Raw genomic sequence first — 23,381 nt, 5'->3', positions numbered from 1 at the left:
ATCTCGCTCAAGAGGCAACCCGAAGACGTCAGACATCCTTTCGTGGTCACGTCAATGCTCCAACACAATCTTGATCGCCCCGGATTCCCGCTTGTTGAGGAAGGCGCGGACGGCCTTCCGGTAGTCACGCAGGGGGAAGCGGTGCGTGATGAGGAGGCCGGGCAGCTCCGGCAGCCCCGCCAGCGCCTCCGGGTTGCGCCGCGCCCCGCCGGGGGGGCGCATCCGCGCGCGCACAAGGATACACCATGCCGCGGATTCGACAGCCAGCGTGATCGGGCCCGGATTGCCGGACAAGAGGCTGTGAGAGCCGGAGCCGAAGCGAGAACGAGATTGCCGCAGCCGCTCCGCCCCTGCTAATGAAGTAAGTCGGCGAGAACGCCCGCAATGTAGACGCGCCATCTTGGCGCGTTCTTTGGGCCAACGAAAATCCCAGGAACGCGCCAAGATGGCGCGTCTACGTTTCCGGCGCTCCCGCAGCCCTCAGTGTTCATTGGCGGAATTCCCGCCTCCGGGCGGTCTGGGGCTCGCCATGACGTGTGTTTCCGACGGTTATCGCGGGGAGGCCGTCCGGCGGCCGGCGCGGCGGCCTCTTGCCGCAACGTCCGCGGTCGGGCGCATTGCGCGGGCGAACAGGGCCCCCTCGCGCGGCAAGCAGCGGTCCTGCACGCGCTTGCCCTGGACTCTCATGAACAGAATGTTCCGCTTTGCCTACCGGTTTTCGCGGAAGCGGCGGATGTCGTCCAGGGCCGCGGTGATGCGCTGGCGCCCCATGAGGATTTCGCCGGGGGCGATGGCGGGGGTGCCGGGGTTCTCCGGCGCGCGCTTCAGTGCCGCCTCGATGCGCCCGCAGAGGCGCTCCGCCTCGCGCAGCACCTGCTCCCGCTCCCGGTTGCGCTCAAGCAGCAAATCCCGCCGCGCCGTGCCGTCCTGCACGTCCTGTTCCGCCAGCGACTGGTGGCTCATGTATCCGATCTGGTCCGCCAGATAAAGGCCCGCGTGCAGCCGCAGCACCCCCGCCACCCGCTCGTCGCGGAACACCCCCCCCGCCAGACGCCGCACGCATTCAAGCCGCTCCTCGACAGGCAGGCCCTTTGTGTGCTCCGGGTCGTCCGCATACACCCGCGCAAGGTAGAACCGGAGCTTTGCGGCGAGGTCCACATCGTTCTCCGGGGCTGCCGCCGCCCAGGCCTCCACCGCCTTCTCGGCCCCCGGAACGTCCCCCGCCGCCACCAGCATCCGCGACTCCATGAAGACCAGCCACGGCGCGACGGCGGGCGAAAGCCCCGGGAAATCCCGCCGGACGGCGGCCACCGCCGCAGCCACCTCCTCCAGCGGGCGTTCCGTGGCCAGCAGGACGGTCAGCCCGTTCATGCGCTCCTGCAACGCCGGGGGAATCTCCCCGCGCGCGGCGAGCCGCTCGAAGTTGGGCTTGAGGTTCAGAATGTCCCCGTCGTGGCCGGAGGAGATGAACGCGGAAATGTCCTGCGCCGCCGCGAGGGGGAGCAGGGAAAGGCCGGCGGCAAGCGCCAGCAAAAGACAAAATGAACGATGTTTCATGGGATGCCTCCTCCCGAGTCAGGGCATGGGGGTCTCGCCGGGAATGATGTCCACAGGCGGCCGCCCCTGTTCCCGGCGGTCTATCTGGTCGTCCAGGTACTCCAGGCACTCCAGCAACTTCGCATCGCCGGCATATTCCGTCCGAACCCGCGCCAGCAGCGCCCGCGCCTCTGCGGGAGGCAAAACGTAAACCTGACTGCTCACAACACAAGACCGGAACCGGGCGCGCAGTTTCTCCGGATCGCCGCCGCAGGTCACATGCGTCCACGCCTCCGGACGCAGCAGGCCCATGAACTCCTCGTAGTATTCCTCGCCCGCCTCGTAAAGCCCGCCCACGGCGGCGCCCACCGTCATTTCGTAGGAGGTGTAGGCCTGGATCTCGGTGCAGCGGCCGTGCATGACCTTGCGGAAGAGCGCCGCCACCTCCGGCAACTCCGGCGTGAGGCTCGCCAGCGGCCAGATGGCACTGTAGACATACCCCCAGTCCACTTCGGGCTCGGCGAGGGCCTCGGAGGCCATGGCTATCAGATCGGCCGCATGGGTGATCTCGGCCTTCTCTGTTGGGGTCAGCGTCGCCTTGTCCACCTTGCCGCTGCGTGGCAGGGTATACAGGATGTATTCCTGCAGCTCGAACAGCCAACGTTTCTCGTCTTTTCGGTTGCCGGTCGTTGGGCGTGGGCCGGGACCGTTCGCCTGGGACGCCGACCGATCAAGGCTGCTGCCGCTGCCAGGCACGCGCAGCAGGGCCGCGTCTTCCTGGGGAACTTCCTGGGCGGCGCAAAGGCACGCGGCCACCGCCAGGACGGCGATTCCGAAAGGCAGAGATTTCAGCATTTTCGGTCCCTCCTGCCTCAGATGCTACCACAAGGCCAAGCCGCCCTCAAGGACCGGCCTTCTCCTAAATCCTCACCATCCGGGTGACGACGGTCTCATCGGTCTTGAGGCGGTCCTTGTTAAAATCCACGGTGTTGGGCTTGGGGATCATGTGGGGCGGGCGGGGGGAGATGTCCGCACCCTCGGGGAATCCGTAGCTGAAATCGGTGACGTGGAGCTGGAAGACGCGCCCGGCGTCCACGTCGAGCTCAAGGTCGAGGCCGCCGCCCCGGTAAATGCTGCACGTGAGGAACCAGCGGCCGCCGTCGCCCGGTTTCAGGGGGACGCCGTTCAACCGGGCGGCGCGGACCACCAGCCCCGGCTCGGCGGCGATCTCGAGCACCTGCGCGCCGCGCGGCGAGTCGGCGCGGAGTTTTACTCTGCGGACGCCGTCCTGCGTCTCGTCGGCGAGGATCTCGAGCGTGGGTGGCGCGAGGGGGAACGCGGGGGCGGGCGCGCGCAGGTAGTCCGCCGGGCGCGTGGCGAGGGGCAGCAGGTCGTGGATGATCTCGCGGCGCGGGGACTCGCCCAGCTTTTCGGCGGTCCACGCGTCGGGCTCGTCGTCGCAGCTCAGCCAGAAGGCCTGGCCCGTGTCGGCGTTCAGGGCGTAGGTGAGCGAGTTGAGCTTGGGGCGTTCCGGCGAGAAGCCGGCCCTGGACCCCGCGACGGCCAGCGCCGCGACGCCCACGGCAAGAAAGACGGCGGAGGTGGTGCGCAGGTGGCCCCCGGCCATCCACGCGAACAGGGGGAAGACCGCGCCGAGCATGAGCACGAACAGGCTCACCTGGAGGGCGACGCCCAGCAGGAGGATGGCGGTGTAGAGCCCCTGCGCGGTGCCGGTGAGGAAGAACATGGCGGGAAACGACAGGGCGAGCATCACGAGGGCGTCGCCGAAGCCGCATTTCTCCGGGTCCTTCCGGCGCAGCATGAGCCACAGGAACCCGAGGGAGGCCAGCAGCAGGGGAACGAGGGAAAGGTAGCTCGCTCCGGGCATGAAGCGGGAGGACAGCACGAGCAGGGCCGCCCACGGCAGCAGCAGGGCGGCCCACAGGTCCGCAATGCCCAGCCGCCGGTGGGCCAGCCCCATGACGAGGAAGAACAGCGCGCCCGCGGCGGCCAGCGCGGTGACCATCAGGGGCAGGGAGGTGTAGACGAAGTAGAAGCTCTCCCCGTGGTAGGCGACGAGGAAGATGGCCAGCCCGACGAGGGCGCAGACCAGCCAGACCACGGCGTAGAGCAGGAGCCCGTAGAACACGGCCAGCGGGCGGATCCGCCCCCGACGGAGGCCCACGGCCAGCCCGGCGACAAACACCGCGAGGGCGAGCGCCGTCAACGGCCACACCCAGGAGAGGGAATACTGGACCATGCGGATGAGGGGGACGTAGAAGAACACGCTGTTGCCGCCGCGCCCCGCGCCGTCCAGCGGCACGGACCCCAGCCGCAGCGCCATCCCCAGCGCGTTCTGGCCGTGGTGCTGGAGGCTTTTCAGGGAGAGGTTGTCCGGGTTGTCCAGCGCGGTGTGGTAGTGTTCCAGCCCGTCAATGAACGCGAAGTTCAGCCCCGGAATCCCCTCATCGAAGAACATGGTCAGGTCGGTGGCCACGGGCATGCGGTGGTAGATTTCCGCCATGGACGACGTGGCCACGGCGCGGGTGTCGGCGTGGTTCAACTGCCGCACCAGCCAGCGGTTCGGCGCGCTGCACTCGTACATGTAGGACACGCCGCGGATGCCCCGGCAGTCGAAGTTCACCGCCACCCTCACCTCCTTCGCCCAGGGATGGTGGTGGACGAAGCCGTAGGCCCCGCGCAGTCCGGACACCCCGGCAATCCGCCCCTCCTCGCCGTCCGTAAAGAGAAACACCAGGTCGTTCTTCAGCGGCGGGCCCGCCTTAACGGCGCGCAGCGCCTCCAGCAGCCCCGCGCACCCCGCCCCGTCGTCCGCCGCCCCCGGGCCGAAGGCCACGCTGTCGTAATGCGCCAGCAGCAGCACCACCCCGTCGCTGTCCGTGCCGGGAATCCGCGCGAGCACGTTCTGCACCATGGCCGCCTCGCCCGGCCCCCGGTTCACCGTCGCCTCCTGCACCTGCGGCTCCGTGCCCAGGGCGCGCAACTGCTCCACAAGGTAGTCGCGCACCCGGTCATTCTCCGCGGACCCCGCCGGGTGCGGCGCCCGCGACATCGCGCGCACATGGACCATGGCCCGCTCGGCGGAGAAGTCCCGCTCCGGCGCGGTGGCCGGTTTCGGCTGCGGGGCCAGATGCCCCGTCCACGAGAAATACATGCAGCACGCCAGCCCCGCCCCGATGAGCAGGCGCACAAAGATCCTGCGTCGCGGCTTGCGCGCGCCCGTCACTTCATCAGCCATGGCCGAATGACTCCCTTCAGTAACCCGAAATAATCGCCAAGATCCCTGAGGGAGAGTATAAGCAGAAATTCACAAAAAAGACAAAAAATGAGAGGTGTGTAAAATAATAGGGCGGGCGGTGCTCGAGAGAGAACGGCTTGGGGATGTCTGAAAGACGTTTTGCGCGGACGAATGAGTCGGGATCAGACCACGCCCCAATGGTGCAGGATGCCGTAGGCGACGACGCCGAAGGCGGTGGCGACGTTCATGCTGTTCTTGTGGCCGAGCATGGGGATGCGCACCACGGCGTCGCAGCGGCGGAGTACCCGCTCGTTCACGCCGTTCTCCTCGTTGCCGAAAACAACGGCCACGGGCTGGGGCCAGTCGAAGCGCGTGTGCGCCACGGCGCCCTCCACGGTCTCCACGGCGATGACGGGCAGCCCCATCTCCTTCAGCGCGTCAATGCAGTCGCGGTTGCGCTCATAATAGGTCCAGGGGACATAGTCAAACGCGCCGAGGGCTGTTTTCTCCAGTTTGGGGTGGGGCGGGTGCGCGGTCATGCCGCAGAGGTGGACATGCGCCGCGCCGCAGGCGTCGGCGGTGCGGAAGATGGAGCCGACATTGAACGCGCTTCGCAGGTTGTCCAGCACCACATGCAGCGGCACGCGCGCCACTTCGGGGCGCTCGCAGGGGTCCAATCCGGCATAATAGGGCTCAAGATCCGACATGCAAACCGTCTCTCCCGGCGGGAGAGTGTACCCCAGAAGGAGCGCCCCGCGCATGTCCCCGCCCCAGGAATCCCCGCTGCCCGTAAACCCCTCCCGGCTCGTGCGGGCGTCCTTTGTGTCGCGCCCCAACCGATTTGTGGTGGTCGCGGAGGGGCCGGACGGCGCGGCGGTGGAGGCGCACATGCCCAACCCCGGCCGCCTGCGCGAGCTGCTGCTGCCCGGCGCGCGGCTGCTCCTCGCGCCGCCCCCGGCGGAGGCGCCCGGGCGGCGTCCGACAGTGGTCGCCGTGATGCGCGGAAAGCGGCCCGTGCTGCTGCACACGCAGTGGAACAACCGGGTGGCCCGGTGGCTTCTCGACCGCCGTCTCGTGCCCGGCTGGGGGGACCAGGAGGTGGTCCGCGCCGAGGTGCCCGTCGGCGGGAGCCGTTTCGACTTCCTGCTGCGCGGCCCGGCGGGGGAGATGCTGGTCGAGGTGAAGTCCTGCACCCTCTTCGGCGGGAACTGCGCCATGTTCCCCGACGCGGTGACCGATCGCGGCCGCCGCCATCTGGAGGAACTCGCCGAGCTTGCGCGGGCCGGGCGCCGCTGCGCGGTCCTGTTTCTTGTGCACGACGCGGAGGTCGCGTGGTTCAGCCCGGACTACCACACGGACCCGGCGTTCAGCGGGACCCTGTGCGCGGTGCGGGAGCAGGTGCGGGTGGTCCCGCTGGCCCTGTCGTGGAACGCGCGGATGGCGCTGGACACGTCCCGCATCCGGGAGCTGCCCGTGCCGTGGGGGCATGTGGCGTGCGAGCAGGGCGACCGGGGGGCCTACTGGCTGATCCTGCGGCTGGACCGTCCCAAGACGGTGGAAACGGGCGCGCTGGGCCCGCTGGCCTTTCCGGCGGGGCACTGGGTGTATGTGGGGTCGGCGATGCGGGGACTGCGGGCGCGGATGGCGCGGCACCTGCGGCGCGGCAAGGCGCGCCATTGGCACGCGGACTACCTGCGGGACGCTGCGGACGGCGCGGAGGTGCTGGCGCTGCGGAGCGCGGAGCGCCGGGAGTGCGACATTGCGCGGGCGCTGGGGGAGGTGCTGACGCCGGGTCCGAAGGGGTTTGGATGCGGCGACTGCGCGTGCGAAACCCACCTGTTTTTCAGCCGGGAACACCCGCTGGACCGCCCGGAAGTCCACCGGGTTCTGGAGCGGTTCCGCATGACGGTGCCGGACGGGGCGGAGTAGGGGCTCAGCCCTCGGCGGCGGGCTGGGCGTCCTCGACCGCCGGTTCGGCGGGCGCGCCGCCGACCTTCGCGGTGACCGCGTCCAGCAGCGCCTTAGCCTGGGTGTTGTCCGTGAGCTTGCGGTCGTGCCAGCCGGGGTAGGTGAGCAGCGTCACGCCGTAGATCTGGCGGACGGCCTCGACGACCACCTTGGACTCGGCGTCGTTCACGGCGACGACGTCAATGGTGTACTTCTCGCGCTTGGGCTGCACCATCAGCACGCGGCGGGCGTCGCTGTAGGCGACGAAGGCGCCGCGCTTGTCCCGCGTGTAGATGTCGTACTCCTGCTCGCGGAGGACGCTCTTGACCGCCTGCCAGGTTTCCTCCATCGGCGCCTTCACCGTGGCCTCCTCATGCACGGCGAACCCGGTGGTGTCGCGGGCCGCCCGCGCGCAGCCGAAACCGGCCAGCATGACCGCCGCCAGCGCAAGACTCAGGATTGTGGTGTGCCGAGACATGGTCTGTCCTCCGAGATTGGATGCATTCTAGCACAGCGCCCCCCGGTCCGCAAATGAAACCGCCCCTTTCGGTGTTTGTGTTCAAACAGGCCCAGTTGGTACCATGGACGGGACCACACCGGGGTGCGGGGCGGTACGGGAAGCACCCTTTCAGGAAAAACAACCCACAAAGACAGCCCGACGGGGCGCGGCGGCTCCTCCGGCCGGCGCCTTCGGGGGCAGGGGCGGCGGCGCGGGCTGGCCGCCGCAGGCCCCGCACAGGAGAGTCATTCCATGGCGAACGTCACGCGCTACACGGTCCTTCCGAACATTCCGCCGCGCCTTTCGCGGCTGATGGACATTGCGAACAACGTCTGGTGGGGCTGGGACCCCGAGGCGGTGGAGCTGTTCTTCCGCATGGACCGGGACCTCTGGATCGCCCTTGACCAGAACCCCCGGATGCTGCTGGGCAAGATCAGCCAGAAGCGGCTCAACGACCTGGCGGAAAGCGGGTCGTTTCTCGCGCACCTGGACCGGGTGGCCCAGCGGCTGGACGAGTACACGGCCTCGGGCGGCGACTGGCGAAAGCAGCACCCCTCCGCGCCGGAGGACATCTGCGTGGCCTATTTCTCCGCGGAGTTCGGCCTGCACGAGTGCCTCAAGGTGTACTCGGGCGGCCTGGGCATCCTGGCGGGGGACCACCTGAAGGCGGCCAGCGACCTCGGCGTGCCGCTGGTGGGCGTGGGGCTCCTCTACCGCGAGGGCTATTTCCGGCAGTATCTCAACGCCGACGGCTGGCAGCAGGAGCTGTACCCCCGGAACGACTTCCACAACATGCCCGTGACCCAGGTGCGCGAGGCCGACGGCGAGCCCGTGGCCATTGAGATGCCCTTCCCCGGCCGGGCCGTGAAGGCCTATGTCTGGAAATGCCAGGTGGGGCGCGTGCCCCTGTACCTCATTGACTGCGACCACGAGGCGAACAGCCAGGCGGACCGCGAGATCACGGCCCAGCTCTACGGCGGCGACCGCGAGACGCGGATCAAGCAGGAGATCGTGCTGGGCATGGGCGGCGTGATCGCCCTGCGCTCCATGGGCATCCACCCGACGGTCTACCACATCAACGAGGGCCACGCGGCGTTCATGGCCTTCCAGCGCGTCCACGACCTCATGGTGCGCGACAAGATCACCTTCGCCCAGGCCTGCGAGGTGGTGAAGGTCAGCAGCCTCTTCACCACCCACACCCCGGTCCCCGCGGGCAACGACATGTTCGACCCCGGGCTCGTGGCGGTTTACTTCAACGGCTACTGCGCGGGCCTCGGCGTGCCCCTCCAGGACCTGATGGCCCTCGGGCGGCAGAACCCGGCGGACGGCCGCGAGCCCTTCTGCATGACCGTGCTCGCCCTCAAGCTGAGCGCGGCGGCCAACGGCGTCAGCGAGCTCCACGGCGAGGTGGCCCGCGACATGTGGCAGCAGGTGTGGAAGGGCGTGCCCGAGGACGAGGTGCCCGTGACCTCCGTCACCAACGGCGTCCACATCCGCACCTGGATCAGCCGCGACCTGGCGGCCCTCTACGACCGCTACATCGGCCCCGACTGGGTGAACTCCCCCCACGACCAGGGCGTCTGGCAGCGCGTGGACACCGTGCCCGACACGGAGCTGTGGCGCATCCACGAGCGGCGGCGGGACCGGCTGGTGAGCTTCGCCCGCATGCGGCTCCAGCGCCAGCTCATCAACCGCGGCGCGCCGTCGTCCGAAATCCGCGCGGCGGGCGAGTACCTCGACAGCGAGGTGCTCACCATCGGCTTCGCGCGGCGCTTTGCCACCTACAAGCGCGGCACCCTGCTCTTCAAGGACCCCGCCCGCCTGCGGAAGATTCTGCTGAACCCGGCGCGGCCGGTGCAGCTCATCATCGCCGGCAAGGCGCACCCGCAGGACACGCAGTCCAAGGCCCTGATCCGCGAGATCGTCCACCTCGCCCGCGACCCCGAACTGCGCCCCCACATCGTGTTCGTCGAGAACTACGACATCAACGTGGCCCGCTACATGATCCAGGGCGTGGACTGCTGGCTGAACACGCCGCGCCGCCCCATGGAGGCCAGCGGCACCAGCGGCATGAAGGCGGCGGCCAACGGCGCGCTCAACATCAGCATCCCCGACGGGTGGTGGTGCGAGGCCGAGGGCCTGGGCGAGAACGGCTGGAGCATCGGCAAGGGCGAGACCTACGACACCACGGAGGAGCAGGACCTCGTCGAGAGCGAGACCCTCTACCAGATCCTGGAGCAGGAGGTCGTCCCCATGTTCTACAACCGGGGCCGCGACACCGTGCCCCGCGAGTGGATCGCCCGCATGAAAACCGCCATCCGGACCTGCTGCCCCATTTTCAACACCTACCGCATGGTCCAGGAGTACGCCGAGCGCTTCTACGTGCCCTGCTGCTCCCGCCGCAAGGTCCTGTTCCGCGACAACCGCGCCCCGGTCTACGCCCTGTCCGACTGGAAGGCCCGCGTCCGGGCCGCCTGGGGCCAGGTCCGCGTGCAGCAGGTTCTCCCCGGCGAGACCGACAACCTGCCCTGCGGGGCGATGATCCCCGTCACGGCGGCGGTCGCCCTCGGCGAGCTGAAGCCGGAGGATGTCCGCGTCGAGCTGTTCTTCGGGCTCATGGACGCCCGGGGCGAGCTGCCCGCCGGGGACCGCGCCCCCATGGCCTGCGACGGCGGGGCCGACAACGGCGTGTACCGCTTCACCGGCGAGGTGCCCTGCGAGCGCACCGGCCAGCTCGGATTCACCGTCCGCGTGGTTCCGTCCCACCCCGACCTCTTCCAGGAGCACGAGATGGCGCTCATCGCCTGGGCCTGACGGGACCGGGGTCAAAGCGATCGCGGCCATGTGACATTTGTCCGGTGGACGGTCAGGTGACCGCGGGGCGCTCCCCATCCGGGTCCCCCCTTCAGGGGGGGGTGGTTCGCGGGAGCGAACAGGGGGATGTTCTTTACTCCGCGCCTTTCACCACGGCGCTGCCAATGGCCGCGACCACGCGGGAAACGTCCTGCCGCACTTCCGCCTCCGTGAAGCGGATCACCCTGATGCCGAAGGCTTCCAGCCGCTCCTGGCGGACAACATCGCGAACGCCCGCATCGGGGTGTTCATGCGTCTCTCCATCCACCTCCACCGCCAGCATCCTCTCCAGGCAGAAGAAGTCGAGAATGTAGCGGTCCACGGGGACCTGGCGGTGAAATGCCACCCCGAGAGCCTTCCCCTTGAGTGCCTGCCACAGCAGCACCTCGCCCAGGGTGCCGCGCTTTCGGAGATTGCGCGCGAGGGTGGCGAGGTGCGGCTCGTAGGGGAGGTTTTTCCGCGTGACGGCCATGGTGCTCTCCGCGTTGTTCAATTATTCTACGAATGGTGTGACAAGATGGCAATTCGCAAGGGGTAATGGGGGGCCCGGGCAACTGGGAACAGCCCGAAATTAAGAACATCCCCCTGTTCGCTCCCGCGAACCACCCCCCCCTGAAGGGGGGACCCGGACAGTGTTCGCCCGGTTCGTTCTGCTCGCGGCCGAAGGGGGGACCCGGGCAGTGTTCGCCCGGTTCGTTCTGCTCGCGGCCGAAGGGGGTATCCGGACAGCGTGCGCCCGGTTCGTTCTGCGTGCCGCCTTGAGGTCGCGTTTCCGGGACCGCCTACAGAACAGAAGAGCGTCCCCGACCTCAACTGCCCGGGGCGGCGGCGGCGAAGGCCTTGCGCAGCTCTTCGGGGACCCGCGCCGCGCGCTCCGTTTTCCAGTTCACCATCATGACCCGCTGGAGGGCGCGGGTGTGCGTTTCGCCGCCCACGGTGATCTCCGCCTCCAGCGTCATGGTCGCGCGGCCCATCTCGGCGCACCACATGCGCGCCTCCGGCTCGTCGAAGAGCCGCAGCGGCTTCAGGTAGCTGATTTCCGTGCGCGCCACCACCGGCGCGATTCCCGCCTCCGTGAGCGCCCGCGCGTCGCAATGCCGCCGGAGAAACTCCATCCGGAGGTCCTCCAGCCACCGCACATACACCGCGTTGTTCACGTGCATGGCGTAGTCAATGTGGTAGGGCTGGATGAGCGGGCGGATTTCCACCAGCAGCGGGCGGTGCTCGGGGGGCGTCGTCACGGGCCTACTTCCGCTTCGCGGCCTTGACCGCGCGCTCCACCTCGCGCCGGCCTTCCTTTTCCTTCAGGACGGCCCGCTTGTCAAAGGTGTGCTTGCCCTGGCAGAGGCCGATCTCGACCTTCACCTTTCCCTCCTTGAAGTACAGGCTCAGGGGCACCACGGTCAGCCCCTTTTCCGCCACCTTCGCGGCCATGCGGGCGATTTCCCGCTTGTGCAGCAGCAGCCGCCGCGGCCGCTCCGGCGCGTGGTTGTTGATGTTCCCCTGCTCATAGGGGCTGATGTGCGCCCCGATCAGGAACGCCTCCCCCCCGTCGAAGGAGACATAACTGTCCTTCAACTGGATGGCGCCCTTGATCCGCAGCGACTTCACCTCCGTGCCCTGGAGCGCGATGCCCGCCTCCGTCTTGTCCAGGACATGGTACTCATGGTACGCCCTGCGGTTCGTTGTGATGATTTTCTCGCCCATGGAGGGCATTTTACCACACCGGGGCGCATCCCCACGTCAGCCGCCGCTCCGGTCGAGGAGCCGACGCAGGTAGTCGGCGTAGGAGCTCTTGCCCATTCGGTCGCAGGCGGCGCGCAGCTCCGGGAGCCCGATCCAGCCCTGGGCGAGGGCAATTTCCTCCAGGCAGGCGATCTTGAGCCCCTGCCGGTCCTCGATGACCTGCACGAACTGGCCAGCCTCCATGAGGCTGCGGTTGGTGCCCGTGTCGAGCCAGGCAACGCCGCGCCCGAGGACGCGCACCTGGAGCCGCCCCTCGTCGAGGTAGAGGCGGTTGAGGTCGGTGATCTCCAGCTCGCCGCGGGGACCGGGGCGCAGGGCGCGGGCGCGCTCCGCCACGCCGGGGCCGTAGAAGTAGAGCCCCGGCACGGCGTAGGGGCTCTTCGGCTTCGCGGGCTTCTCCTCCAGGCTGACGGCGCGGCCGGCGGCGTCGAACTCGACGACGCCGTAGCGCGCCGGCTCGCTGACGTAGTAGGCGAAGATGAGCGCGCCGTCGGTGAGGGCGGCGGCGTCCTGGAGCGCGCCGCCGACGCCGTGGCCGTAGAAGATGTTGTCGCCGAGGACGAGGCAGGAGGGCCCGTCGCCGATGAAGTCCGCGCCGATGACGAAGGCCTGCGCGAGGCCCTCGGGTTTCGGCTGGGCGGCGTAGGCAATGGACACGCCCCACTGGGACCCGTCGCCCAGGAGCCGCTCGAAGAGCGGCAGGTCGTGGGGCGTGGAGATGAGCAGGATGTCGCGGATGCCCGCGAGCATGAGGACGCTCAGGGGGTAGTAGACCATCGGCTTGTCGTAGACCGGCAGCAGCTGCTTGCTGACCGCCACGGTCAGGGGGTGCAGGCGCGTGCCCGCGCCGCCCGCCAGCACGATTCCCTTCATTGGACGATCCTCCTCCGTTCTTCCGCGCCGCGAGGAACGGTCTTTTCGCGAAACAAGACCCGGTTCTGCCCGGCAGAGGACTTCGGACTCTTCTTTCGGCGCATGCGGCGCCGCTCATTGGAGGCGAACAGGACCCGCTCGCCGTCGGTGAGCGACGCGCCCGCGTCGAACAGGTCCTCGCTGAGGCCGAGAATGAGCATTACTCAAAAATCCTCCGCACCGCGGCCGACAGCGCGCGGGGCTTCATCGAAAAGATCATCGCCAGGTCCACCACGGGGCCGCACCAGCACTGCCCGCAGCCCTTCAGGGGGGACAGCGCCGTGAACTGGTCGAGGAGGGACGGCACCGGCCCGTCTTCCGGGGGCGCGCCGTCAAACTCGCACTGGTGGCACGCGAAGAGCCGGCCGTCCGGCTCGACCACCGCCATGATCCGGCCCGCGCCGCACCAGATGGGCGTGGTGTCGGGCCAGTGCCGCAGGTGTTTCAGGCCCTCCAGCGAGTTGGCCACCGGCGCGCCGGCGCGCTTGGCCGCCGCCACCCGGTCAACAGCCTGCCGGTACGCCTCCGGCTCCGGGGCGATGGGGTTGGGCTTCCGCGAGGAGTCGAGCCACGCGGTCGCCGGGTGGAACATGACATAAACGCCCAGCGACTTCGCCACCGCCAGCACCTCGCCCACCGAGTCCAGATTGAGCGCCGAGAGCGTGCATTGGAGCGACACCGGCACCCCCTGGGAAAGGCAATAAGCCGCCCCCTCCACTGTCTTGTCAAAGGCCCCCGGCCCGCGCACGGCGTCGTGCGCCTCGCGGCCGCCGTCCAGGCTCAGGTTCACATGGTCCGCCCGCCGCACCACGTCCGCCCGGCGCTTGACAAACCAGCCGTTGGTGCTGATAAACACCTCGAAGCCCAGGGCTTTCGCATGGTCCACGAGGGCGCCGATGTCCTCCCGCAGCAGCGGCTCGCCGCCGCCGAAGGTGATCCACCGCGCGCCCAGGGCCCACAGGTCGTCCAGCCCCCGGCAGATGCCGGCGGAGTCCATCTCGGTCTTCGGCGCGTCGCACGCCCCGCAGTATTTGCAGTGCAGGTTGCACCGGAACGTGACGTTCCACGAGACGAACAGCGGCACCCGGCGGCGCAGCAGGAACACCCGTCCCAGCGCCGCGGCCGCTGTCAGCGACCGCCGGATGGAACGCACCGGGCTTCCCGCCATGTCAGGACTCCTTTTCAGGCGCGGCCGCCTGGGCCGGGGGCCACCGCAGCACGCGCAGCAGCGCCAGCCAGCCCACGCCCACCCACACCCAAAACGTTATCAACCGGAACGCGGCCACGGCAAGCAGGACGTGGGCGTCCGGCAGGCTGATCCACCGGACCAGCGTCGCCCCGAGCAGCGTCTCCACCACGCCGACCCCCCCGGGAACGCCCGAGGCCGCCGCGGCGAACATGTAGGACGGCGGCAGGAAAATCACCTGCCAGAGCGCGTAGGGCGGCGCGCTTTCCCGTATGACAAGGTGTAACACCAGGCTGTTGAGAATCCATCCCAGGGGGGTCAGGCAGGACACGGCCAGCACGGCGGGCTTCCGCAGGGTTTCCCCCGGAAAGGCCCGCGCGGAAAGCGGCAGCAGGGGCCAGACCCAGGAGGCCAGCCACAGCGCCGCGGGCGGCGGGAGAAACATCACCGGCGCACCCGCCCAGGGAATCCGGGACATCACCAGCGCCCCCCGCCAGTCCTCGTGGAAGAAGGCGCGCAGGCCGTAGGCCGTGACGGCCGCCAACACGAGCAGCCCGATCGCGAGCCGGTGGCGGTTCAGGAAAGAAAGCATCTGCGGGTTCCGGGGGTTGCGCGACGCGCCGCCGCCCGCAGCGGGCGCGGCCCCCGCCATTGTACCCCAACCGGGCGGCCCGGGCTTGACATTTTCCCGCCGGTCCCCTACCATCGGGAGAGGCGGGCTGTCCGCGTGCCTTCTTTTTTCTTGGCGGAAACCAAAGGAGCGGAGGTCATGGCAAGGCGTTTCATGGTGTGGCTGGGAGTGGCTGTGGGTCTTGTCGCGGTGCTGGCCGGAGTGCCGGGATGCGCGGTGCCGTCGTTTCAAATCTTCTTCACGAATCCGGGCGACTACCCGGTGGTGTCCATTCTGGTCACCCCTGAAACCGCCGAGGACTGGGGGCCCGAGCGGCTCGGGCAGGCCGTCCCCGCGGACGGGTCCGTCCTGCTCCCCGCCAAGTTTGCCCGTGGCGCCGTGTATGACGTGGCCGTTGTCTACAACACCGCGCCCGAGACGGCGGAGGGGAATTTAGTGCCGCTCACCACGAAAGTGGACACGTCGGCGCTGCAGGGGGACTATGTCACCTTGTGGGCCATGCTCAAGACCGACGGCACCAACGGGGCGGGATACACCTACGGTCTGCCGGACTGACCGTCCGGGCGCAGCGTGACGATCTCCACCGACGGCGGCGCGAAGTAGCGCATCGGCGCGACCAGTCCGCCCACGCCGCCGGACACCAGCACGGTGGTTCGTCCGTTGTCCACCCGCCCCGCCCGGTATTTCTGCCCGTGGGTGGAGGGGATGCCGATGAACGGGGACCACAGGCCCAGCACCGTCGCCTGTCCGTCGTGGGTGTGTCCGGAAAGCACCAGGTCCACCGCCCCCGGGGGCAGGGTCTCGGCATAGTCCGGATTATGCGCGAGGAGCAGGAAAAAATCCCCCGGGGCGGCGGTGCCCGCGGCGGCCTCCCAGTTGGGCCGCCCGTGCCAGAAATCCGCCACGCCGCCCACCCGGATGCGGCCGCCGCCGAGGTCCAGCCAGAACCCCTCGTTCTCGAGCGGGGTGATACCCGCCTGCTGCAGCGCGGACAGCACCCTCGCGGGGGCGTGGGTGTAGTCGTGGTTGCCGAGCACGGCCCAAACGCCCAGGGGCGCCCTCAGCCGGGCGAGTTCGCGCAGGCAGTCGCCCAGGCGCTCCAGCTTCGCGTCCGCGTAGTCGCCGCCCAGAAAAATGATGTCCGGGGCCTCCGCGTTGACCCGGTCCACGATGCGGCCCAGCCGCCGCGCCGACGCCAGCCGGTCCAGATGGAAATCCGTCAGGAGGGCGGCCCGCAGCGGCGCGGCCCCGGCGGGGTAGCCGGGAAACGCCAGCTCGTGGCGGCGCACCCGGCAGACGTGTCCCTCCACCACCCCCCAGGCCATGACGGCGAGCAGGAGGAGGATCACCCGGAAAACCGGGACGAGCCTTCGCCCGCGCGGCGCGGGGGAGGCCTCTTCGGCGGGGGCTTCCGTGGTCTGCGTGTCTTCCGGCGGTGTCATGGGATCAGCGGCCCGGCTTTTTCACATCCACGATGCCGAGGTCTATGCCCTGCCCGCCGGTGGTGTTGCGGCAGTGCACGGCGAAGAAGTGCTTTCCCGGGCCGAGGGTGACGGGGCCGGAGAGGGAGGTCGGCTCGTACTCGACACTGTATCCCTTCACCCGCACCGAGCGCACGCCGTCAATGTAGACCTCCGCCTCCTCGTCGTGGAAGAGGCTGAGCTGCAGGTTTTCATAGTCGCCCTTGGGGACGGTGATCTCCCCGCGCAGCCAGATGTCAGGGGTGTTCCACTCGGTTTGCACGCGGATGCCCGGCGTGCCCGCCGTGCCGAAGCCGCCCTTCGCCTTCTTCCATTTCCCGTCCTTGAAGGCGGGCTTGTTCCAGCCGTCGGCGGGCTTCTCCGTGGTGTACCGCCAGACCGTCTGTTCCGGGGCCACCACCGTGGTCACCACCGGGGGCGGCGGCAAGGGGGCCCAGGGGCCGTTGGCGCGGGTCCGGTCGCGGCCGGCCCACTTCTTCCAGACCTCCTTGTCATAGAGCATTTTCAGAAAGACGCCGCCGATGACGGGGCGCGAGTGCATGCGCGCCGTGTCCGGCTTGTCGGTGAAATAGAGGTCCGTCAGGCCCACGCGCTGCTCCGCCGCGTCGAAGAACGCATAGGCGGGCGCCGTGATCGCGTCAAAGTCCTCCCGGTTCTCCGTGAGGCAGGCGGCCCAGAAGGCCCAGTCCGTCTTGCTCCAGAGGGCCTGTCGGTCGCCGGGGGCCGTGTGGGCGCGCCCGTCGAGGGGCAGGCCGTAGGTGTCCAGATTCCGGCGGTAGAAGGCCATCTCCTTCGCGGCCACCTCCAGCGGGAACAGGTCCATCTCCAGGATGCGGTCCCAGACGAGGTTGTATTTCGTGCTCCAGGTGCCGGGCTGGTCGAAGGCCAGGCGGTAGTGGTCCCCGTCGTCGGCAACCTTCATCCACTCCAGGGCGTACTGTTTCGCGAGGGCCGTGTACTCCGCGCCGAGGGCGGCATCGCCCTTGAGGGCGGCCAGCTTCCCGAACGCGCCCAGCGCGCAGATGGATTTCACCGACAGGTTGGCGTTCCGGGCGAGGTGCCCCGCGAAATCGTCGGTGCAGAGCTGGTTCTCCGGGTCGAAGCCCTTGGCCTTCAGATACTCCGCCCATTTCAGGAGGGTGGGCCAGTATTTCATGGCGAAGCCGGCGTCGCCCTCCCCCTGCGCCACCGCCGCCACCAGCAGGAGCATGTTCCCCGTTTCCTCCACGGGCATGCCGCCGTCGCTGGCGCCGCCGCCGTAGACCTGCCCGTTGCCCAGGGGCCAGGCGCCCACGTCGTGCGGCGCGTTCGGCCAGGTCCAGCGCGGCGAGCTGGAGTACTCCAGCACGGGGATCAGCATGGCGCGGGCGAGGGAGGGGCTGAAGAGCAGGGGCAGCGGCGCCTGCGGGTAGAAGACATCCACGGTGCCCATGCACCCGTTGCTCGTGTTCTCCTTGCAGAAGAACAGAGGCTGGCCGTTGGCGTCGGCGACCACCTTGCTCGCCGCGAGAGACTGCCGGTAGGCCAGCGCGCCCAGCAGGGCGTACTTGGGTCCGCCCGCCTTGTGGAGGTCGTTCATGAACTCGTTGTCGAACCAGCCGCAGCGCTCGCACAAGGCGGCGTATTCGGCCGCGGACTTCCGCAGCAGCGCCCCGATGTCGTCCCCGTCCTTCTTCCAGTAGGCCTTCAGGTTTTCGTGGAAGAACTGGACCGAGTCCACGTCGTCATAGGCGAGCATGACCCAGCCAATAGGCCACTCATTGCTGCTTACCGTTCCGAGGGTCAGGTCTGCGGTCAGGCGGGTCGTGTCGGCCCGCAGGCCCTCCCCGGTGTCCGGCTTTTCCGCAAGGATGTCCAGCTTGACGTTTTGCGAGGCGTCGGCGGCGAGATACAGGTGTCCCCAGTTGATCCGGACATCGTCCCCCTTCATCCCCAGCACCGGCTGGTCTACCGACCCCACCTTCACGGCGGCTACGCCGCCAAAGTCCTCCCGTCCGGCGGCCACCCGCTCCGTGGCCGGCGCGTTTACGGCGATCTCCGCGCCGCACTCCAGCCGGACACTGACCTCGTGGGCCTGGCAGTCCACCGCGTGCGCGTGCCAGATCAGGTAGGTGACCGGGCGAGACAGGAGCATCAGATTTTCCGGCACCAGCGGCGTGAGGAAGCTCAGGCGGATGCCGATGCCCGCGCCCTCGAAATGGTAGCTCACGAAGCAGGGATTGATAGTGAGGCCGGTCTGCGGCAGGGCGGGCGCGGCGTCCGTGGGCTTCCCCATGAGGGTGAACGGCACGCCGTCCACGGTCACGACGCTGACCAGGGGGTGGGGCTTCCCGGTCCAGTGCACCGTGTCCGCGTCGTTCAGCCGGTCCGCCGGGGACCAGATGCTGAAATAGGGGTCCACCGGCACCAGCGGCACGGCGGGCGGCCGGAAGGGGAGGGGGTCCACTGCGGCGGCCAGTCCGGACAGCAGGGCGGCGAGGAAAAGGACTCGGATGTTCATGGTCGGCCTCCTGGGGTGGTTCCGTACGAGGACATTTTACACGCTCCGTTCCGGGAAATCCCCCGTTACTCGATGGATCGCCGGACAGGGACGCGGCGTTCCGGCGGTTCCCCTTGTGCTTGTCGGTATCGAACCGGACTGAGCCCCTCTCACGGGACAAGGGAACGAAACGCTTGAACACGGCCGGCCGGCCGATTCATAATGCGCCTGTGCCGCCGCCAAAGGGAGGTCCAGCGGCATGAGGGACTGTGACAGGGTGGGGGAACAGGTCATGCTCTTTTCTCCGAACCGGCTGCTCACCACGAAGGAGCAGCTGCTGCTGGTGGGGGTGCTGTTTGCCCTGGTGGCGGGCGCCGGGGCGCTTTTCTGGCATGGCCGGCATGCCGGGGAGCAGCGGGTGGAGACGGCCGCTCCGGCTGCAGGTCCGCCCGCCGACACGAAGCGTCCGGAACCTCCCCCCACGCCGCCCGCCGGGGCGGACCTTCCCGCGCCGGGCATGGTCGCCATGCCGCCCCCCGCCCCCGTGGCGTCTCCGGCGCCTCCCGAAATTGCCGTGGCCGTTCGGGGCGGCGTGCGCAGTGCCGGTCTTCAGCGGCTTCCGGTGGACAGCCGGGTGGCGGACCTCATCATGCGGGCCGGGGGCACGACGCCGGAGGGCGATGTGTCGGGGCTGAACCTTGCCGCGCGGCTGGTGGACGGCACCACGCTCACCGTGCCGGTGGTGGTGGAACGTGTCTCCGACGGAGACCGCATGGTCCTGCGCAATTCAGGATACCGGCTGGCGGAGAATCCATCGGCCTACCTGGTCGCTCCGCAGCAGGGTGCCCCGGTCCCCACGCCGTCCGCCGCGCCCGCGTCCCCGCCCGCGACCGTGCCCGCGGCGTCCGCGGCGCCGGGGGGCGCGCAAAAGGGGCTGATCAACCTCAACACGGCGACGCAGGCGGAGCTGGAGACGCTGCCGGGGATCGGTCCGGTGTACGCGGGGAACATCATCGCGTACCGCGAGGCGAACCCGTTCCGCACAGTGGAGGACGTGGAGCAGGTGCCGGGGATCGGCCCGAAGCGGCTGGAGGCCATGCGCCCCCTGGTGACGGTGGAGTAGCCGGACGGAACGCAAATCTTGCGAATCGCGAGCGGGCCGCCTATTCTGTATGCGAAGCGGGCGCGCCGCGCCCCCTGGGAACCCCACAAGGAGAACCGCCATGTTTGCAGCCGTGATGTGTGTGATGCTGTCGCTTTCCGCCGGAGAATGGGACGCCCGGGTGGCCACCGTGTCGTCCTATGCGGACCGTCTGGAGGCGGTCGTCGTGGAGGAGGGGGCGGCGGCGGAGAAGACGGCGCGCCTCGCGGCGCTCCGGGAGCGGCTGACTGCCGGGGCGGACAGCGCGGAGTCCTTCGCGGCGCTCTACACGGCCTTTGACGAAACGCGCGCGTGGCTCCTGGCGCACAGCCAGGACAAGCCGGTCATCGCCGGGGGAACCTTCGAGGAGACGCCGGAGCACTGGCGGGTCGCCACGGAGGATCTGACGTTCACCTGGCGGCGCGACACGCTGGCCATGGAGGTCGCCGCCGGCGGGCAGACCTGGACCTTTGCGGAGAGCGACGACCTGGACATCCAGATGGAGGCCGGAAACCTGCGCCTGAGGGACGCGCGCTCGGTGCGGGCGGAGCGCCTCTTCACGGGCTGGTCTGCGGGCATGGTGGTGTCCTTCTCGGACTTCGAGAAGGCCCCGGGTTTCGCACTGCATGTGTCGGCGCACTGCGAGGGGCCGGAGGTCGTGTTTGACCTGGCGGCGGAGGACACGGACGCGGTGCTGAAGGAAATCCGCTGGCCCAAGCCGCTGCTCACCGACAAAACGCCCGGCGAGGTGGCGGTCATCCCCCGGATGCAGGGCATGCTCCTGCCCGGGGACTGGCCCCAGCACATCCAGTCGCTGGAGACCGTCAACTCGCGCACCCACTACATGCCGTGGTGGGGGCACCTCCGGAACGGCCACGGCGCGCAGGCGATCATCGAGACGCCGTTTGACGCGGCGGGCTACTACGTCCACCCGGAGGGCGGGCCCACCCGCGCGGGGGTGGCGTGGCAGGCCAGCCTGGGCCGCATGGCCTACCTGCGGACCGTCCGCTATGTCTTCAGCCAGAACGCCACCCACGTCACCCTGGCAAAGCGTTACCGCCGGCATGTGGTCGAGCGGGGCGACTTCGTCTCCCTGCGGGAGAAAAGTGCGGCCTCCCCGGCGCTTGCCGAGGTCATCGGGCGGCCGGTGGTCCACCTCGGCGCCCTGTACCATTTTGTGCCCCAGGCCTCCATGTACAACAAGGAGACCCCGGAGGACAACCACAATCTGAACACCTTCGACAAGCTGCGGGCCGACGTGGAGCGGCTGAAGGCCGCCGGGATTGACAGCGCTTATGTGCACCTGGACGGCTGGGGGTTCTACGGCTATGACGACGGGCATCCGGACGTCATCCCCGCCGGCGCGGAGCAGGGCGGCGCGGAGGGCCTGCGCGCCCTCGCCGTGAAGTGCGCGGAGATGGGCTACTTCTTCGCCGTCCACGACCAGTACCGCGACTTCTACCTCAACGCGGCGTCCTTCGACGAGCGCCTCACGCTGACGCACCTGAACGGAAAGCGCGACGAGCACAGCGTCTGGTGCGGCGGGCCGCAGACCTTCCTCAACCCGCGCTTCGCGCCGGGCTATGTCCGCCGCAACCACGACTGGTTCGTGGACAACGGCATCCCGGTGCGCGGCGCGTACCTCGACGTGTTCTCCGTGGTGCCGCCGGAGGAGAGCGCGCGGAAGGCGCACCCCACCACCCGCGCCGAGAGCGCGCTCTATCGGCGGCAGTGCTTCGACGTGCTTAAGGCGCGCGGGTATGTGGTCAGCTCGGAAGAGCCCACGGACTACTTCGCGGCCACCCTGCACCTGGTGCACCACGGCCCCTACGCCACCTATCCCCACATCGGCGGCGGCGAAGCGTGCGCCATCCCCGTGCCGCTGTTCAACCTGGTCTACCATGACAGCCTGATGACGCCCTGGGAAATGGGAGAGGACGGCGGCTGGGGCATTCCGAAAGGCGACGCGGGCCGCGTCCACTGCCTGCTGAACGCGGGCATGCCCTATGTGTGGCCGGGGGCGGACGCCGCCGACGTCGCGACGGTGAAGGAGGCCTGCGCCCTGCAGGAGGCCTGCGCCTTCGCCGAAATGACGGACCACCGTTTCCTGGACGACACGCGGCGGAAGCAGGAGACCACGTTCAGCAACGGCGTCGTGGTCCGTGTGGACTTCGACGCGAAGACGGCGGAGGTCGTTTACCCGGAAAAATGACGCCGAACCCCGCGCACACCAGAGAGCCGTTCCTGTCCCCCGCCGCGCGCCGTCTGGCGGCCGGCGCCGCGGGAACGCTCGCGCTCTGGTTCGCGGGCATGCTGCTGCTCTGGGAGGTCGGCGTCGAAAGCATCTACGGCCACCCCACCCCTTTCTACGCGCTCTTCGCGCCGGTGTTTCCGGGCGCGGCGGGGATGGCGGGCGTGCTCGTCTGCCTGATTGTCGGCGGATGGGCGCTCCGCCGCAGTGCGGTGGCGGGGACGCTGGCGTGTCCGGAGCCGACCCCGCCTGCCCCCCGGAGTCTGGCGCGTTTTCTGGCGGGCGTCTTCCTCTTCCTGATTCTCTTCGCGTGCGCCGTCGCGGTGACCCGCGGGTTTGACGGCATCGCGCAGGCCTACCAGCGCGAGGCCTACGAGGTGGTCGGCGACATCGGGAAGGCCCCCTCGATCCGCGCGTTCTTCGGGCGCTATCTGGGCATCCACCCCTACCTTTCCATGCACGGCAAGGTGCATCCCCCCGGGCCCGCCGCCCTGCTGTGGATGCTCTCTTATGTCGTTACCAACAGCGCCCTTGCCCTGTCCCTGGCGACGGTCGCGGTGGCGTCGCTGGCCGTGTTCCCCCTGTACGGGTGGGTGCGCGGGCTGTTCGGGCCCCGCAGCGCCGCCGTCGCGGTCCTCCTCTACGCCGTGACGCCGGGCGTGGTGCTCTTCACCGCCACCAGCGCCGACGCCCTGTTCACCCCGTTCACCCTTGCGGCCCTGTTTCTTTTTCAACGGGCCCTCCGCGGCGGGAGCCCCGGCGCGGCGGCGGCCGCGGGCGTCGCATTCGCCTGCGCGACCCTGCTCAAGTTCTCGCTGCTGGGCCTCGGCGCGTGGTTTGCCCTCTGCGGACTGGCCCTTCTCCTCCGCCGGGACCGGTGGGCCGCGGTGTTTCGCACGGCGGCGGTCATGTTCGGCGCGTTCCTCGCGGTCCACGTCGCCGTGCGCCTGTGGTCGGGCTTCGACTATGTCGCCGCGTTCCAGGCGGCCAAGGCGCAGTTTGACACCGACCAGTTCCACCTCGACGAGCTGGACCCGCGCTACCCCGGGTGGACCTTCCGCGTCCTCTTCAATCCCGCGACCTGGTTCTACTTCGCGGGGATTCCCGTGTCCCTGCTCTTCCTGCGCCATTGCGCCCGCCCGGGGCGCGCCGCGCCGGAACCCGGGGGGGAGAATGCCCTGTTCCCGCCCCGCACCGTGCTGGTGCTGCTCGTTCTGGCGGTGCTGGCATTGAACTTCCTCTATCTGGCCCGGGGCGAGGGGGAGCGTTCGGCCATGTACCTGTACCCCTTCCTCATTGCCCCGGCCGCGCACGCCCTCGCCGAAATCTGCGGCAGGGAGCGCCGCACCGCCGCGCTCTGGACCGTCCTGGCCTTCCTCGCCGGACAAACCCTGCTGACGGAGACGCTCTTCTACACCTACTGGTGAGGGCGGGGTGTCGTCTGACCGGTCGGACTGGTC

General features: G+C 69.2%; 21 protein-coding genes. 6 read left to right on the top strand and 15 right to left on the bottom strand.

All coding sequences use genetic code 11. The annotated features are described in order from the left end of the window. Positions 1–51: 51 nt before the first annotated feature. From GXY15_04025 to GXY15_04005, 5 genes are all read right to left on the bottom strand, one after another. A complete protein-coding gene (locus GXY15_04025) occupies positions 52–234 on the bottom strand; it encodes a hypothetical protein (GenBank protein NLV40380.1) in 183 nt (60 codons plus the stop codon). Positions 235–708: 474 nt separating this feature from the next. After that, positions 709–1,557: a hypothetical protein gene (locus tag GXY15_04020; protein NLV40379.1), complete on the bottom strand. Its 849-nt coding sequence runs from the start codon at positions 1,555–1,557 to the stop codon at positions 709–711. Positions 1,558–1,575: 18 nt separating this feature from the next. Further along, on the bottom strand, positions 1,576–2,391 hold the full coding sequence (locus GXY15_04015) for a hypothetical protein (GenBank protein NLV40378.1): 816 nt from the start codon (positions 2,389–2,391) through the stop codon (positions 1,576–1,578). 64 nt (positions 2,392–2,455) lie between these two features. After that, the gene (locus tag GXY15_04010) at positions 2,456–4,795 is read right to left on the bottom strand and encodes a M20/M25/M40 family metallo-hydrolase (GenBank protein NLV40377.1); all 2,340 of its coding nucleotides are present in this window, start codon (positions 4,793–4,795) and stop codon (positions 2,456–2,458) included. A gap of 182 nt (positions 4,796–4,977) precedes the next feature. After that, on the bottom strand, positions 4,978–5,502 hold the full coding sequence (locus tag GXY15_04005; protein ID NLV40376.1) for an RNA methyltransferase: 525 nt from the start codon (positions 5,500–5,502) through the stop codon (positions 4,978–4,980). A 52-nt stretch (positions 5,503–5,554) separates the two neighbouring features. Here GXY15_04005 and sfsA point away from each other — a divergent pair, with 52 nt between their 5' ends. After that, complete coding sequence (gene sfsA / locus GXY15_04000; protein ID NLV40375.1) at positions 5,555–6,724, top strand: DNA/RNA nuclease SfsA; 1,170 nt, start codon at positions 5,555–5,557, stop codon at positions 6,722–6,724. 4 nt (positions 6,725–6,728) lie between these two features. Here sfsA and GXY15_03995 read toward each other — a convergent pair whose 3' ends face one another. Next, positions 6,729–7,220 carry a hypothetical protein gene (locus GXY15_03995; protein NLV40374.1) on the bottom strand — a complete coding sequence of 164 codons (492 nt, stop codon included), beginning with the start codon at positions 7,218–7,220 and terminating at the stop codon, positions 6,729–6,731. A gap of 273 nt (positions 7,221–7,493) precedes the next feature. Here GXY15_03995 and GXY15_03990 point away from each other — a divergent pair, with 273 nt between their 5' ends. Further along, the gene (locus GXY15_03990) at positions 7,494–10,055 is read left to right on the top strand and encodes a glycosyltransferase family 1 protein (protein NLV40373.1); all 2,562 of its coding nucleotides are present in this window, start codon (positions 7,494–7,496) and stop codon (positions 10,053–10,055) included. Positions 10,056–10,188: 133 nt separating this feature from the next. Here GXY15_03990 and GXY15_03985 read toward each other — a convergent pair whose 3' ends face one another. From GXY15_03985 to GXY15_03955, 7 genes are all read right to left on the bottom strand, one after another. Beyond that, positions 10,189–10,566, bottom strand: a complete 378-nt coding sequence (locus GXY15_03985; GenBank protein NLV40372.1) for a DUF559 domain-containing protein — start codon at positions 10,564–10,566, stop codon at positions 10,189–10,191. 337 nt (positions 10,567–10,903) lie between these two features. Next, positions 10,904–11,335, bottom strand: coding sequence for an acyl-CoA thioesterase (locus GXY15_03980; protein NLV40371.1), 432 nt, complete (start codon positions 11,333–11,335; stop codon positions 10,904–10,906). Positions 11,336–11,339: 4 nt separating this feature from the next. Then, on the bottom strand, positions 11,340–11,810 hold the full coding sequence (smpB, locus tag GXY15_03975) for an SsrA-binding protein SmpB (GenBank protein NLV40370.1): 471 nt from the start codon (positions 11,808–11,810) through the stop codon (positions 11,340–11,342). 27 nt (positions 11,811–11,837) lie between these two features. Then, entirely contained in the window at positions 11,838–12,713 is an 876-nt protein-coding gene (gene rfbA, locus GXY15_03970; GenBank protein ID NLV40369.1) for a glucose-1-phosphate thymidylyltransferase RfbA, read from the bottom strand. Beyond that, positions 12,710–12,913, bottom strand: a complete 204-nt coding sequence (locus GXY15_03965) for a hypothetical protein (GenBank protein ID NLV40368.1) — start codon at positions 12,911–12,913, stop codon at positions 12,710–12,712. Before GXY15_03965 ends, rfbA begins: the two co-directional genes overlap by 4 nt. Next, positions 12,913–13,920, bottom strand: coding sequence for a radical SAM protein (locus tag GXY15_03960; protein ID NLV40367.1), 1,008 nt, complete (start codon positions 13,918–13,920; stop codon positions 12,913–12,915). Before GXY15_03960 ends, GXY15_03965 begins: the two co-directional genes overlap by 1 nt. Position 13,921: 1 nt before the next feature. Next, positions 13,922–14,530: a hypothetical protein gene (locus GXY15_03955; protein ID NLV40366.1), complete on the bottom strand. Its 609-nt coding sequence runs from the start codon at positions 14,528–14,530 to the stop codon at positions 13,922–13,924. Positions 14,531–14,707: 177 nt separating this feature from the next. Between GXY15_03955 and GXY15_03950 the strand changes: the two genes are divergently transcribed. Beyond that, positions 14,708–15,124: a hypothetical protein gene (locus GXY15_03950; protein ID NLV40365.1), complete on the top strand. Its 417-nt coding sequence runs from the start codon at positions 14,708–14,710 to the stop codon at positions 15,122–15,124. Here the strand turns inward: GXY15_03950 and GXY15_03945 are convergent. Both GXY15_03945 and GXY15_03940 read right to left on the bottom strand, forming a co-directional pair. Continuing rightward, positions 15,106–16,011: a metallophosphoesterase gene (locus GXY15_03945; GenBank protein ID NLV40364.1), complete on the bottom strand. Its 906-nt coding sequence runs from the start codon at positions 16,009–16,011 to the stop codon at positions 15,106–15,108. The two genes, GXY15_03950 and GXY15_03945, sit on opposite strands and share 19 nt — an antisense overlap. 4 nt (positions 16,012–16,015) lie before the next feature. Further along, on the bottom strand, positions 16,016–18,550 hold the full coding sequence (locus GXY15_03940) for a DUF4965 domain-containing protein (protein ID NLV40363.1): 2,535 nt from the start codon (positions 18,548–18,550) through the stop codon (positions 16,016–16,018). Between the two features lie 238 nt (positions 18,551–18,788). Here GXY15_03940 and GXY15_03935 point away from each other — a divergent pair, with 238 nt between their 5' ends. From GXY15_03935 to GXY15_03925, 3 genes are all read left to right on the top strand, one after another. Then, positions 18,789–19,652, top strand: a complete 864-nt coding sequence (locus GXY15_03935; GenBank protein NLV40362.1) for a ComEA family DNA-binding protein — start codon at positions 18,789–18,791, stop codon at positions 19,650–19,652. 100 nt (positions 19,653–19,752) lie between these two features. Further along, positions 19,753–21,882, top strand: coding sequence for a hypothetical protein (locus tag GXY15_03930; protein ID NLV40361.1), 2,130 nt, complete (start codon positions 19,753–19,755; stop codon positions 21,880–21,882). Continuing rightward, positions 21,879–23,348, top strand: coding sequence for a glycosyltransferase family 39 protein (locus GXY15_03925; protein NLV40360.1), 1,470 nt, complete (start codon positions 21,879–21,881; stop codon positions 23,346–23,348). The genes GXY15_03930 and GXY15_03925 overlap by 4 nt, the downstream gene beginning before the upstream one ends. The last annotated feature ends 33 nt before the right edge of the window (positions 23,349–23,381 follow it).

The sequence above is a fragment of the Candidatus Hydrogenedentota bacterium genome, assembly GCA_012730045.1.
Taxonomy (GTDB): domain Bacteria; phylum Hydrogenedentota; class Hydrogenedentia; order Hydrogenedentales; family CAITNO01; genus JAAYBR01.
The sequence above is the reverse complement of the archived record's forward strand: the minus strand, read 5'-3'. Positions and strand labels throughout refer to the sequence as shown.

Excerpts from the sequence above, each read along its gene's own strand:
- GXY15_03950 (NLV40365.1), top strand. The coding sequence starts at position 14,708 with ATGGCAAGGCGTTTCATGGTGTGGCTGGGAGTGGCTGTGGGTCTTGTC.
- GXY15_04020 (NLV40379.1), bottom strand. The coding sequence starts at position 1,557 with ATGAAACATCGTTCATTTTGTCTTTTGCTGGCGCTTGCCGCCGGCCTT.
- GXY15_03955 (NLV40366.1), bottom strand. The coding sequence starts at position 14,530 with ATGCTTTCTTTCCTGAACCGCCACCGGCTCGCGATCGGGCTGCTCGTG.
- GXY15_04010 (NLV40377.1), bottom strand. The coding sequence starts at position 4,795 with ATGGCTGATGAAGTGACGGGCGCGCGCAAGCCGCGACGCAGGATCTTT.
- GXY15_03960 (NLV40367.1), bottom strand. The coding sequence starts at position 13,920 with ATGGCGGGAAGCCCGGTGCGTTCCATCCGGCGGTCGCTGACAGCGGCC.
- GXY15_03990 (NLV40373.1), top strand. The coding sequence starts at position 7,494 with ATGGCGAACGTCACGCGCTACACGGTCCTTCCGAACATTCCGCCGCGC.
- GXY15_03995 (NLV40374.1), bottom strand. The coding sequence starts at position 7,220 with ATGTCTCGGCACACCACAATCCTGAGTCTTGCGCTGGCGGCGGTCATG.
- smpB (NLV40370.1), bottom strand. The coding sequence starts at position 11,810 with ATGCCCTCCATGGGCGAGAAAATCATCACAACGAACCGCAGGGCGTAC.
- GXY15_03985 (NLV40372.1), bottom strand. The coding sequence starts at position 10,566 with ATGGCCGTCACGCGGAAAAACCTCCCCTACGAGCCGCACCTCGCCACC.
- GXY15_03940 (NLV40363.1), bottom strand. The coding sequence starts at position 18,550 with ATGAACATCCGAGTCCTTTTCCTCGCCGCCCTGCTGTCCGGACTGGCC.
- GXY15_04015 (NLV40378.1), bottom strand. The coding sequence starts at position 2,391 with ATGCTGAAATCTCTGCCTTTCGGAATCGCCGTCCTGGCGGTGGCCGCG.
- rfbA (NLV40369.1), bottom strand. The coding sequence starts at position 12,713 with ATGAAGGGAATCGTGCTGGCGGGCGGCGCGGGCACGCGCCTGCACCCC.
- GXY15_03965 (NLV40368.1), bottom strand. The coding sequence starts at position 12,913 with ATGCTCATTCTCGGCCTCAGCGAGGACCTGTTCGACGCGGGCGCGTCG.
- GXY15_03935 (NLV40362.1), top strand. The coding sequence starts at position 18,789 with ATGAGGGACTGTGACAGGGTGGGGGAACAGGTCATGCTCTTTTCTCCG.
- GXY15_03925 (NLV40360.1), top strand. The coding sequence starts at position 21,879 with ATGACGCCGAACCCCGCGCACACCAGAGAGCCGTTCCTGTCCCCCGCC.
- sfsA (NLV40375.1), top strand. The coding sequence starts at position 5,555 with ATGTCCCCGCCCCAGGAATCCCCGCTGCCCGTAAACCCCTCCCGGCTC.
- GXY15_03930 (NLV40361.1), top strand. The coding sequence starts at position 19,753 with ATGTTTGCAGCCGTGATGTGTGTGATGCTGTCGCTTTCCGCCGGAGAA.
- GXY15_03945 (NLV40364.1), bottom strand. The coding sequence starts at position 16,011 with ATGACACCGCCGGAAGACACGCAGACCACGGAAGCCCCCGCCGAAGAG.
- GXY15_04005 (NLV40376.1), bottom strand. The coding sequence starts at position 5,502 with ATGTCGGATCTTGAGCCCTATTATGCCGGATTGGACCCCTGCGAGCGC.